Source organism: Centipeda sp. (in: firmicutes) (assembly GCF_057271695.1).
On record NZ_DBHIVL010000002.1, the window covers coordinates 59,841 to 72,091 of the forward strand.

At 59.8% G+C, this 12,251-nt stretch carries 12 protein-coding genes; all 12 read left to right on the forward strand.

From position 1 onward, the window contains the following. Positions 1-5: 5 nt before the first annotated feature. The 12 genes from fmt to rpe all read left to right on the forward strand — a co-directional run bounded on the left by fmt (position 6) and on the right by rpe (position 12,245). Positions 6-947: a methionyl-tRNA formyltransferase gene (fmt, locus tag ACO6BQ_RS00800; protein ID WP_489118801.1), complete on the forward strand. Its 942-nt coding sequence runs from the start codon at positions 6-8 to the stop codon at positions 945-947. After that, positions 940-1,782, forward strand: coding sequence for a DUF116 domain-containing protein (locus ACO6BQ_RS00805; RefSeq protein WP_489118716.1), 843 nt, complete (start codon positions 940-942; stop codon positions 1,780-1,782). The genes fmt and ACO6BQ_RS00805 overlap by 8 nt, the downstream gene beginning before the upstream one ends. After that, the gene (rsmB, locus tag ACO6BQ_RS00810) at positions 1,782-3,128 is read left to right on the forward strand and encodes a 16S rRNA (cytosine(967)-C(5))-methyltransferase RsmB (protein WP_489118718.1); all 1,347 of its coding nucleotides are present in this window, start codon (positions 1,782-1,784) and stop codon (positions 3,126-3,128) included. Before ACO6BQ_RS00805 ends, rsmB begins: the two co-directional genes overlap by 1 nt. Next, positions 3,125-4,165, forward strand: a complete 1,041-nt coding sequence (gene rlmN / locus ACO6BQ_RS00815; protein ID WP_489118720.1) for a dual-specificity RNA methyltransferase RlmN — start codon at positions 3,125-3,127, stop codon at positions 4,163-4,165. The genes rsmB and rlmN overlap by 4 nt, the downstream gene beginning before the upstream one ends. Positions 4,166-4,241: 76 nt before the next feature. Next, entirely contained in the window at positions 4,242-4,988 is a 747-nt protein-coding gene (locus ACO6BQ_RS00820; RefSeq protein ID WP_489118722.1) for an FHA domain-containing protein, read from the forward strand. Continuing rightward, the gene (locus ACO6BQ_RS00825; RefSeq protein ID WP_489118724.1) at positions 4,988-5,428 is read left to right on the forward strand and encodes an FHA domain-containing protein; all 441 of its coding nucleotides are present in this window, start codon (positions 4,988-4,990) and stop codon (positions 5,426-5,428) included. The genes ACO6BQ_RS00820 and ACO6BQ_RS00825 overlap by 1 nt, the downstream gene beginning before the upstream one ends. Before the next feature lie 4 nt (positions 5,429-5,432). Beyond that, complete coding sequence (locus ACO6BQ_RS00830; RefSeq protein WP_489118726.1) at positions 5,433-6,146, forward strand: Stp1/IreP family PP2C-type Ser/Thr phosphatase; 714 nt, start codon at positions 5,433-5,435, stop codon at positions 6,144-6,146. Beyond that, positions 6,143-7,414, forward strand: coding sequence for an FtsW/RodA/SpoVE family cell cycle protein (locus ACO6BQ_RS00835; RefSeq protein ID WP_489118728.1), 1,272 nt, complete (start codon positions 6,143-6,145; stop codon positions 7,412-7,414). The genes ACO6BQ_RS00830 and ACO6BQ_RS00835 overlap by 4 nt, the downstream gene beginning before the upstream one ends. Next, complete coding sequence (locus tag ACO6BQ_RS00840; protein WP_489118730.1) at positions 7,407-8,816, forward strand: peptidoglycan D,D-transpeptidase FtsI family protein; 1,410 nt, start codon at positions 7,407-7,409, stop codon at positions 8,814-8,816. The genes ACO6BQ_RS00835 and ACO6BQ_RS00840 overlap by 8 nt, the downstream gene beginning before the upstream one ends. 68 nt (positions 8,817-8,884) lie before the next feature. Continuing rightward, positions 8,885-10,639, forward strand: a complete 1,755-nt coding sequence (pknB, locus tag ACO6BQ_RS00845; protein ID WP_489118732.1) for a Stk1 family PASTA domain-containing Ser/Thr kinase — start codon at positions 8,885-8,887, stop codon at positions 10,637-10,639. Between the two features lie 7 nt (positions 10,640-10,646). Then, positions 10,647-11,522: a ribosome small subunit-dependent GTPase A gene (gene rsgA / locus ACO6BQ_RS00850; RefSeq protein ID WP_489118734.1), complete on the forward strand. Its 876-nt coding sequence runs from the start codon at positions 10,647-10,649 to the stop codon at positions 11,520-11,522. A gap of 9 nt (positions 11,523-11,531) precedes the next feature. Next, positions 11,532-12,245 carry a ribulose-phosphate 3-epimerase gene (gene rpe, locus ACO6BQ_RS00855; RefSeq protein WP_489118736.1) on the forward strand — a complete coding sequence of 238 codons (714 nt, stop codon included), beginning with the start codon at positions 11,532-11,534 and terminating at the stop codon, positions 12,243-12,245. Positions 12,246-12,251: the final 6 nt, after the last annotated feature.

The following is a 12,251-nucleotide window of genomic DNA, read 5'->3' on the forward strand; positions in this document are numbered from 1 at the left end:
CGAGGATGCGTGTCGTCTTTATGGGGACGCCGGATTTTGCCGTGCCGACGCTTGCGGCGATTGCGGCACGATCCGATCTCGCGGAGGTCGTCGCCGTTGTCACGCAGCCCGACCGCCCGCGTGGACGGGGGAAGAAGCTCAGTCCGCCGCCCGTGAAGGCATGGGCAGTGACGCATGATATCCCCGTGCTTCAGCCCGTGCGTGCACGCGATGCGGCGTTTGTCGCCGCATTTCGAGATTTGAAACCCGATGTAGCGGTTGTCGTCGCATTCGGTCAGATCCTCTCGCAGGAGGTGCTGGACGTGCCCGTTCACGGCTGCATCAATGTGCACGCATCCCTCCTGCCGAAGTACCGTGGGGCGGCACCGATTCAGCACGCCATTATGGCGGGGGAGCAGGTGACGGGTATCACGACGATGCAGATGGATGCGGGGCTTGATACGGGCGATATGCTCCTGTGGAGAGAAGTGCCGATTCATGCGGACACGACGTATGGCACACTGCACGACGCACTGATGGACACGGGGGCAAGTCTTCTCGTCGAGACGCTTGAGCGACTTGCAGCAGGGACGCTCGTGCGCACGCCGCAGACGGGTGCATCCTGCTATGCCGCACGCATTACACGCGAGACAGTCGCGATGGACTGGTCGAAAAAGGCGCAGGAACTCGATGCCTTTGTGCGCGGTCTGAACCCAACGCCGTATGCGCAGACCGTACTAGATGGCGCGGTCTACAAGATCGGTGCAATGCATCGTTCGAAGCGTACTGCAAATGCGCCCGCAGGGACGATTGTCGCCGCCGACTGCAAGGTGGGGCTCATCGTTGCCACAGGGAATGAGGATGTGGAGATCACAGAGATTCAAGCACCCGGCAAGAAGATGATGGAGGCGCGTGCCTTTTTGAACGGTTATACACTTCCCGTTGGCGGAAGGTTTTGCCATGAGTGAGCAGACATTGACGGTGAACGGCAAGACGGCGGGAGAGAAAAAGACCATCGCACTCCCGTCGCGTCCGAAAAAGCGGCTTTTCATCGGTATGCTGCTCCTTGTGACGGTGCTTGCGGCGATGCTCCTCTTTGGGATCTGGTACATCGGCGTACCGGGACTTGAACGGATTCAGCCGGCTTTGCCGTGGGTCATTGGGGGCGCGTTGACGCTCGCCGTTCTGTTGTCCTTCTTTGGGCTCTTCAATATGGTGCTGGCGATTGCAGGGCTGCCCTATCTGCCGTGGATGAAACGGCAGACCTATGAGCTCATCAATCTGCTCTTTCCCGCAGCTGTGCGTCTCGGGGCAATTTTTGGCGTGAAGCGGCGCAGGCTTGAGGGCTCGTTTATCGCCGTGAGCAATCTGCTCTTTCACCGCATGCACATCCGCGTGCCTGCGAACCGTCTGCTCGTCGTCACGCCGCACTGTCTGCAGCTTGCGAGCTGCCCGCACAAGGTGACGCGCGACCCAAACAACTGCAAGCGATGCGGCGGCTGCAACATCGGTGATCTCGTGGCACTCGCGGAGGAGATGGGATTTCACTTTTTTGTGGCGACGGGTGGCACGCTTGCCCGCCAGATCATCTACAATATGCGCCCGAAAGCGGTGCTTGCGATTGCGTGCGAGCGCGATCTGATGAGCGGGATACAGGACGTTTTCCCGCTGCCGGCGGTGGGGGTTCTCAATATTCGCCCGAACGGCCCGTGCTACAATACAAGCGTGGATATGAACGAGGTACGCCGCCAGTTGGAGGAGATCATTGAACCGCCATCGGACGACACGAGAAAGGGGGCATAATGCAGAACTACCGTGAGGAAAAGATCGACCATGTGCGTGAGCTGGCGATGCGGGTGCTCCAACGGGTACACGTTGAGGACGCATATGCCAATGTCGCGCTTGCAGAAACACTGCGTGAGGTGCAGCTGTCGGAGCGTGACCGCCGTTTTCTGACGGAACTCGTCTACGGTGTCACGAAGGCGGGCGCATCGCTCGACTATATGATCGGGTGCTACGTCGCTGACATCCGCAAGGCGCAGCCCGCCATTCGCGAGCTCCTGCGTCTGGGATTCTACCAGATCTTCTGCATGGATCGCGTGCCGCCCTCTGCTGCGTGCAATACGGCGGTGGAGCTTGCAAAAAAACATGGGCGCAGGGGGGCGGACGCGTTCGTCAACGGTGTTCTCCGCGCAGCACTGCGCGAGCCGGAGCGTGTGGCATTCCCCGAGGGGCGGGATGCGCACGCACTTGCCCTGCGGACATGGCATCCGAAGTGGATGGTGGAACGATGGATGCGTACCTATGGATACGAGCGGACGGAGGAGCTCTGTCGCTGCAACAATACGAGTGCGCCGCTCTCCGTGCGTGTGAACACACTGCGTACGAACCGCGACGCGCTGATGGCGCAACTTGCGGCGGCGGGGGCGCAGGTGCGTGCCTCTGCACGGGTGCCGGACGGCATTGTGCTCGCCGCGCATGGTGCACTCGATGAGCTCGCACCTCTGCGCGAGGGGCTGGCACAGGTGCAGGACGAGAGTTCGATGCTCGTCGCGCATGTGCTTGCTCCGGAGCCGGGCATGACGGTGATCGATGCCTGTGCTGCACCTGGCGGCAAGACGACACACATTGCACAGCGCATGGAAAATCGCGGGCGCATCCTCGCGTTTGACATCTACGAGGAGAAGATTCGCCGCATCGAGCGCAACGCGAAGCGTCTCGGCATCTCCATCATCGAGACACAGATGCGCGACGCACGTGAGATCGGTGCGGCATATGCGGAACAGGCGGATCGTGTGCTCGTCGATGCGCCCTGCTCGGGGCTCGGCGTTCTCAGGCGTAAGTCCGACGCACGCTGGAAGAAAAGCGTACGGGATGCAAAGACACTGCCGCCTCTGCAGCGCGACATCCTTGCGCGTGCAGCACAGGCGGTGAAACACGGCGGAATACTGGTCTACAGCACCTGTACCATGGAGGAGTGCGAGAATGCCTCCGTTGTCCGCACCTTTTTGGAGACGCACGCAGATTTTGTGCTTGAGGAGACGGGGGCGTTTCTTCCGATGCAGAAAAGTGCGGAGCGCATGGTACAGATCATGCCCGAGACGGACGGCCCTGACGGCTTCTTTATCGCACGCATGAGGCGACTATGAATATCTTTGGATGGACAAAGGAACGGCTTGCCGAAGCCCTCAAAGAGCATGACATTCCCCGTTTCCGCGCAGATCAGATCATTCGATGGATGTATCAGCGCGGTGCGGTTTCTTTTCATGCGATGGATAATTTGTCCAAGCCTCTGCGTGCGCAGCTTGCCGAACAGTTCTCCATCGAACGACCAAAGGTCATCTCGCGTCTCCACTCCGCTGACGGTGCGACGATCAAGCTGCTCTATGAATTTGCGGACGGGCAGACGGCAGAGACGGTGCTGATGCGCCATTCGTACGGCAACAGCGTCTGTGTCTCGACACAGGCGGGCTGCCGCATGGGCTGCGCATTTTGCGCGTCAACACTGCACGGGCTGCAGCGCAATCTGACCGCGGGGGAGATCGCGGCGCAGGTGATCGGTATTGCGGACTTCCTGCGGCAGGAGGGGGCGCGTGTCGATACGATTGTCGTCATGGGCTCGGGCGAACCGCTCGAGAACTACGACAATGTGATTGCGGCACTGCGTCTTCTACACGAGGACTATACCATCGGATTGAGCTATCGCGGTGTGACGCTCTCGACCTCGGGCATTGTGCCCGGCATCGAGCGGCTGGCAAAGGAGGGCATCCCCATCTCGCTCTCCATCTCCCTGCACGCGCCGACGGATGCACTGCGCTCTGAGATCATGCCCGTCAATCGCATGTACCCGCTTGCGGATGTACTGCGTGCAGCCTGTATGTATGCGGAGCGGACGAAGCGGCGCGTCACCTACGAGTACATCCTGATTCGTGATCTGAATGACGGTGTGCGTGAGGCGGAGCAGCTTGCAAAACTCCTGCGGGGACAGCTTGCAAGTGTGAACCTCATCCCCATCAATCCCGTTGCGGAGCGTAATCTCTTTCGTCCCAGCAAAGAGACGATCCGACGTTTCCAAAAAACTCTCGAGGAGCGGCACATCACAGTGACGCTGCGGCGCGAGATGGGAACGGACATCCAGGCGGCGTGCGGACAGCTGCGCAACCGTCTCATGGAAGCGGGACTATAAAAATTTGTACTTTTATGGTATGATATAGAAGTTCGCGAAAACGATTTAGTTTGTAACCAAAGGAGAGTATTGCACGATGATGGATCGCGTGGAATCTTTTCTGGGAGATCATATCGAAGGTTTTTTCAACCGTAAGTTCAGTAGTCATCTCGAGCCGGTCGAGCTCATCAAGGGGCTTGAGAAGGAGGCAAAGAGGCAGGGCGCGGGCAAGGGGCTTGCGAACTCCTATGTCATCTCGCTCGGGACGGAGGATTACCAGCGGCTCTGCTCGCATCGCGTGGCGGATGAGCTGGGGGTGGCACTCAAGAAATACATCATCCGTGCGGATCTCACGATGGATGGCAAACTCAGCATCTGCTTTGCACTGGATGAAAGCCTGCGCGCGGGCTCTTATCATATGGAGGCACGGATGCAGCACGCGTGCGTTCCCGTGTCGGAGACACCGGTCTCCCATGATACGATGGCGCAGACGATCGTGCTTGAACGTCCGTCGCTGATGGATGCGCGCTGTCTGAACCTCCCTCCTGTGCATGAAATCGCGACACTCACGGTGCTCAGTGGTGCTGATGAGGGCATTGCAATGCGCCTCGGTGAGCGCAAGATCTATATGGGGCGTATGCCGCAGAGTGAGTTTATCCTGACAGATACGAATGTCTCGCGCGTTCATGCGTGGATTGCGTACGAGCAACACCGTCATGTGCTCTACGATGCCGAGAGCCGTAACGGCAGCTTTGTGAACGGCGTGCGCATCACGGCGCAGCGGCTGCGTGACGGCGACGAGATTCGTCTCGGTACGACTGCTCTACGTTACGGGGTGCTCTGATGCCTGCACTTGCATTGAAAGTCCTGCGCGTGCTGCTCGAATACGGTGCGCTTCTCTGGCTCGCCTACGTTGTCGTGCGGCTCGGACGTATGATGTTTGGCACGCTGCATGCGGATCTCAGGGCGGCACGTCCGCCGCAGCCGTCTGCCGGAGCGGCGTCTCTGGTCGCCGTTGCAGGCGAGGGACTGGTCGGCCTGCGTTTTCCCGTGGGGCATGGGCTTTCCATCGGTCGCAGTGCAGACAACGATATTGTACTTGCGGATAATTTTGTATCCCATCACCATCTATCCATCTATCAGAGAGAAGATGCGTATATTGTGGAGGATCTGGACAGCCGCAACCACACCTATCTGAACGATGGGATTCTGACGGGGCGGGCGTATCTGCGCGCGGGTGATGTCCTGCGGATCGACGCCGTTGCCCTGCGTTTTGAGAGGTAAGCACATGATAGAGGTTTCGAGTGCGTCGGATATCGGACGCGTGCGGACATCGAACGAGGACAGCTACGGCGTATTTGCTCCTGCCGTCTACGTTGTCGCCGACGGGCTTGGCGGTCACGCGGCGGGGGAGGTGGCGAGCCGCATGGTGGTCGCCGCTGTGCACGATATGGCAAACGAAGGGGCACCGATGGATACGGCGGCACTGAAATCCGCTGTCCTGCGTGCGAATGCACAGGTGCTCTCTGCCGCTGCGGGCAATTCTTCGTACGAGGGGATGGGCTCGACGGCGACCGTCCTCCACATCGATGAGAGCGCGGGCATGGCGTACTATGCACACGTTGGGGACAGCCGTCTCTATCTTCTGCGGCGCGGTGTCTTTCGGCAGGTCTCACGCGACCACTCCTATGTGGAGGAACTTGTCGCACGAGGGGAACTGAGCGAGAAGGAGGCGCAGCACCATCCGCGCAAAAATCTCCTCCTGCGCGCCGTCGGCATTGAGGAGCACCTCCATGTAGATGGGGACTCCTTCCCGCTCGAGACGGGCGATCGTCTTCTCCTCGCGACGGACGGGCTGACGAATATGGTGGATGACGATGCGCTTGCCTCCCTGCTCGGGGGCGAATTCTCCGATGTCGCAAAGCGCATGGCGGAGCGGGCGCTTGCAGGGGGCGGCAGTGACAATATCACGGCGATTGCAATCGCATACGAAATGCCATGACCGGCGGATTGAAATTTGCGCCTGTGGGGATTCTCGTCTGCGCACTTGGCGTTCTGTTTCTAAAACAGGGGGCGGGACAGCCGGGATGGTCGTTTGACTGGCATACGCAGCTCGCGTATCTGCCGTGGCTCGCACTCCTTCTCTGTGCGGGTGCAGCGAGCTATGTGCTCGCTGCACGCTGCAAGTTGGACTGCGTTCCACTCGCGCTTGCCTATGTGCTTCTCGCTGTCGGACTTGCTGAAATTGCGCGTCTGAAACCGGAGCTTTTTGTGCCGCAGCTGCGGTGGGCATGTGTCGGCATTGCAGCTTGGGCACTCGTCGTGCTCCTCTGGACGCGCCTTCGACGGATGCTCGACTATCCCTATGTACTTGGGCTTACGACAACGGTGATCCTAGTGCTTCCGCTGATTTTCGGCGTGAGCATCGGCGGCAATAAGAACTGGATTACGTTTGGCTCCTTTTCGATGCAGCCATCGGAGTTTGGTAAGATTCTGCTCATTTTCTTCCTTGCGGCATATCTTGCCGACCATCTCGCCGTGCTGACCCTCCCCGCACGCCGTTTCCTCTTTCTTCATCTGCCGCCCGTGCGCTTTATCGCACCGCTCGTCGCACTCTGGGGACTCGCCGTGCTCATGTTCGTCATCGCGCGTGACCTCGGCTCTGCACTGCTCTTTTTCGGGATGGCGGTGCTTATGACCTATATGGGGACAGGGCGCAAATCCTACGTCTTCCTTGCGGGGCTGTTCATCGTCATTGCAGCGGCACTCAGCTATGCGCTCTTCGGTCACGTTCGCGTGCGCTTTGACATCTGGCTGTATCCGTGGGCAGATCCGAACGGCATGTCCTATCAGGTCGTGCAGTCGCTCTTTGCGATTGGTTCGGGCGGCATCTGGGGCGCGGGCTTTGCCGAGGGGCATCCGCTGCTCATCCCCGAGGTGCACACGGACTTCATCTTTGCGGCGATTGCCGAGGAGTTTGGGCTCATCGGCGGTGTGCTTGTGCTCATGGTTTACGCGCTGATCTTCTGGCGGGGGAGTCGTATTGCGATGGGGCTGCCACGCGTGCAGGAGTCGCTGCTCGCTGCGGGCTGTGCCGCAAGTCTCCTCCTGCAGGCGTTCATCATCACGGCGGGTGTGACGAAACTCCTGCCGCTCACGGGGATTACACTGCCGTTTGTCAGCTACGGCGGCAGTTCGATGGCGGCGAGTTTTATCCTGGTCGGCATCTTGACGGCACTCTCGGGGGAGGTTAAGGCGGCAGATGACTGATCGGAAAATCCGAAAACATATTGCTGTTGCGGCATCCTTCCTACTCGTACTCATCGGTGTTCAGATCCTCTATCTTGCGAAGCTGAGCGTTTGGGACGGCGATGAGCTTGCCGCGCACCCGCTCAATACGCGGTCGGCACTCATGGAAAAGGACATCGTGCGCGGGCGCATCCTCGATCATGGGGGACGCGTACTCGCCGAAAGTGCGGCAGATGGCGTGCGTTCCTATCCCTATGGCAGGATTCTCGCGCCCGTGACGGGCTATCAGACGGAGCGTTATGGTGCGACGGGCGTGGAGCAGGTCGCGGGGTCGGCACTCAGCGGTGTCACAACGGATGCTCTGCACATGGGGCCTCTGCGCACCCTTTTGCGTGCAGATGCGGGCTATGATGTCCGCCTGACCGTCGATGCAGAGCTGTCGGAGACGGCATGGCATGCGCTCGGAGCACGGCGTGGTGCAGTCGTCGTCATGAATGCGGAGACGGGAGCGATACTCACGATGGTGAGTGCCCCTTCGTTCGATCCTGCCACGGCGGAGCAAAACTGGGACGAACTCACAGCGCGTGCAGACAGTCCGCTGCTGAACCGTGCGACGCACGGGCTCTATCCGCCGGGCTCGACGTTCAAGACACTGATTGCGGATGCTGCGCTCGAGGCGGGCGTGACAAATCCCGATGAGGTGTTCACCTGCACGGGAGAACTTGCCATTGGTAGGGACTACGTCCTGCATGAAAGTCATGGAGAGGTGCATGGCAAACTTCACCTTGCAGATGCACTGCGTGAGTCCTGCAACGTCACCTTTGCGACACTTGCCCTGCGTCTCGGTGCACGAGGTCTGTCATCCGCATGTGAGCGTTTCGGCATCGGGGCGGAACTCACCGCCCCCGAGATTTCGATGGCGGCGGCGCATGTGCCGGAGCTAAAGAACCTCAGTGAGGGAGAGCTTGCACAGATCGGCATCGGTCAGGGGGAACTCCTCGTGACGCCCCTGCAGATGGCACTCGTTGCGGATGCGTTCGCGAACGGCGGGCGTGTGATGCAGCCGTACGTCGTAGATGCCGTGCTGACGAAGGACGGGATGCCGCTTTACGAGGCAAGTCCCACCGCATGGCGAACGGCGACAACGGCGGCGCGTGCGGCAGTCATCGATGGCTATATGGCGGATGTTGTTGCAGCGGGGACGGGGACAGCGGCAGACGTCGCGGGCGTGCGCGTCACGGGCAAGACAGGGACAGCAGAGAATGCGAGCGGCACGGATCATGCGTGGTTCATCGGCTCGGCGGAGCGCGGCGGACAAAAAATTGTCATGGCGGTCATCGTGGAAGAAGGCGGCTTTGGCGGACGTGCTGCAGCAGGGATTGCACGCGCGGTGATACAGACATATTTTGCAGGACTGCGATGAAATGCAGGAGAACCTTTCTGAGATAGAGACCTCGGCAGTGCATGGCAGAGGCGTTAGGAGGAACGAACATGGTTGAGCGTGTCTTGGATGGACGCTACGCGCTGGAAATGCTTGTGGGCAGCGGCGGCATGGCGGATGTCTATCGGGCAAAGGATCAGCTTTTGGAGCGCACCGTCGCCGTCAAGATTCTCCATCAGCAGTATGAGAACGACACGGAGTTTATCGCGCGGTTTCAGCGCGAGGCAAAGGCGGCCGCGCGCATCACTCATCCAAACATCGTCAACGTGTTTGATGTCGGCGTTGCCGAGGGGCGGCACTACATCGTCATGGAGTACGTTCCGGGACGCACGCTGAAGGAGCGGATCAAGGAGGAGGGGCCGGTGCCCGCAGCGCAGGCACTGGAGATCGCACGTCAGATCGCAGGGGCACTCGCACAGGCGCACGCAAACAACCTCGTACACTGTGACATCAAGCCGCACAACATCCTCGTCATGCCTGACGGCAACGTGAAGGTCGCGGACTTCGGCATTGCACGCGCCGTCACAGAATCCACGATGACCTACAACGACAATATTATGGGCTCGGTGCATTACTTCTCGCCCGAGCAGGCACGCGGGACGATCATCACACCGAAGTCGGATGTCTACTCCCTCGGCGTTGTGCTCTACGAGATGCTGACGGGACGTATTCCGTTCGACGGCAACACGGCGGTGAGCATTGCACGGAAGCATCTGGAGGAGGAGGCACCGCCCGTGCGCTCCGTTGTTCCCAACATCCCGCCCGTCGAGGAAGCTCTCGTGACGCGCATGATGGCAAAGGAGCCCGCACTGCGTCCCGACAGCCGTCTGCTCGTGCAGGAAATCACACGCACGGAGCAGATGATGCGCGGCGATACGGCTGCGATGCCGGCATTCGATCCCGATGCGACACGCGTGCTCTCGCCCGTAGAGGCACAGGAGATCAGTGCAATCGCCGAGGCGGAGGAGGAAGAAGCGTCAGCGGTGGAGGAGAAGTCCTTTTTCCGCACGAAGAAATTCAAATTTGGCCTTGTGCTCATCCTCATGCTCGGCTTCTTTACGGGATTTTTCCTGAGCTTTGGAAAGTTTTGGAGCTCGGTGGAGATCACCGTACCCGATGTGACGGGCAAGCAGCTCACACTTGCGCGTCAGATCCTTGAGGATCAGCATCTGCGCGTCACCGTTGCAGAGACCTTTGATGCTTCCGTCCCCGTGGGCGTTGTTGTCTCGCAGACCCCGGAGGCGGGCACGACGGTCAAGGAGGAGCGCACGATCACCATCTACGTCAGCAAGGGCGGCGAGGAGCTTGAGATGCCGAATCTGCGCGGGCTGAAACAGGCGGATGCAGTTGCAAAGCTGCAGCAGATGGGGCTACGGCTCGGCTCATCCTATGAGACGTTCTCCGATGAGGACAGCGGCACTGTCATCTCACAGGATCCGCGCAGCGGCACGCGCATCAGCAAGGGGCAGTCGGTGGACATCACCGTCAGCAAGGGACAGAAGATCAAGAAAGTCACCATCCCCGATGTGAAGGGCGTACCCTCGGATCGAGCCCGTACGATGATTGAAGGCAGCAACCTGAAAGTTGGCAGCATCTCCGAAGAGGCGAGCACACAGGCGGCGGGAACCGTTGTCAGTCAGTCCCCTGCGGGAGGAACGGAGGTAGACTCCGGCACTGCTGTTCGCCTTGTTGTTTCGAGCGGCAGCAAGACCACAGGCACGAAGGAAGATACGAAGGGCGGCGATACGAAGAAGACGGACAAAGACCCCGCCGGACGCCGTATCCAGACGGAAAAGACAGAGTAGGGAGTGCATGGTGACAGAGCACGGACGTATCCTGAAGGTCTACAACAATGTGCTTCATGTCGCAGCGGAGGATGGCATCATCCTCTGCAAGCTGCGCGGCAGGGTCAAGAAGGGGCGCAGCGATATGGGGCTTGTCCCCGGCGATCTTGTTGCCTTGGAACGCATATCGCCCGAGGAGGGCGTGATTGAGCGCATCGAGGAGCGTACGAACCTCCTGCAGCGTCCGCGTGTGGCAAATCTCACGCAGATCGTCATCACCGTCGCGGCGGCATCGCCCGACCCGCATCCGCTCGTTGTGAGCCGCTTCCTCGTACTCGCAGAGCTATCGGGGGTGAAAACAATCATCCTCTGTGTGAACAAGATGGAGCTTTGCACGAGCGATCCTGCGACGTTTCTTGCGGAATACGAGGCGGCTGACTATCCCGTCCTGCGCGTCTCGGCGGAGCAGGGAACCGGGCTTGCGGAACTGCGCGAACGCCTTGCGGGTGAGATTACCGTTCTCGCGGGGCCGTCGGGCGCGGGGAAGTCCTCCCTGCTGAACGCACTCGATCCGTCGCTTGCTCTCGTGACGGGGACGGTCAGCGAGAAGATCGGGCGCGGCCGACATACGACACGGCGTGCAGAGCTACTGCCCTTTATGGGGGGCTATGTGGTCGACACCCCCGGTTTTACCCAGCAGGAACTTACGGAGGTCACGGCAGAGAATCTTGCCGCGTGCTTTCCTGACTTTGACCGCTATACGGGCTGCCGCTTTGTCCCCTGCAGTCACAGTCATGAGCCGGATTGCGCCGTCAAGGCGGCGGTGGAGGCAGAGGAACTCTCACGCGAGCGGTACGATGCCTACATCGCATTGCTCAATGAACGCAGAACAAAGAAGAAATAGGAGAACGCAATGGCACACGAACATGAACACGAGTACGAAGAAGAAATGATGGAAGAAGAGCACGTTCACATCGAGCGTCCAACCATCATTGCGCCGTCCATTCTCTCGGCGGACTTTGCAAACCTCGGCGCAGATGTGCGCCGCGTAGAGGAGGCGGGCGCGGAGTACATCCATATCGATGTGATGGATGGAACGTTTGTGCCGAACATCACCCTGGGACCCTGCGTCGTGGAGAGCCTGCGTAAGGTGTCCAAGGCGGTCTTTGACGTGCACCTCATGGTCGAGCATCCCGAGACGCATATCGAGTCGTTCGCAAAGGCGGGAGCGGATATTATCACGTTCCATGTTGAGGCGACGCGCCATGCCCACCGTGTCATTCAGCAGATCAAGGCAGCGGGCTGCAAGGCGGGCATCGCACTCAATCCGGGCACGTCGATCTACGCTCTCGAGGAGCTGATCGACGATGTGGATATGGTGCTTCTCATGACGGTCAACCCCGGCTTTGGCGGGCAGAAGTTCATTGAGAACACGCTCGGCAAGATTCACGCGCTCTATCATACGGTCATGGACAACGAACTGGATGTTGACATCGAGGTCGACGGCGGCATCAATGCGGAGACAGCGGAGTCCGTGCGCTCGGCAGGGGCAAATATTCTCGTCGCGGGCTCGTACATCTACGGCGCAAAGGATATTGCCGCAGCCGTCGCCTCGCTGCGCGGATGAGAGGGA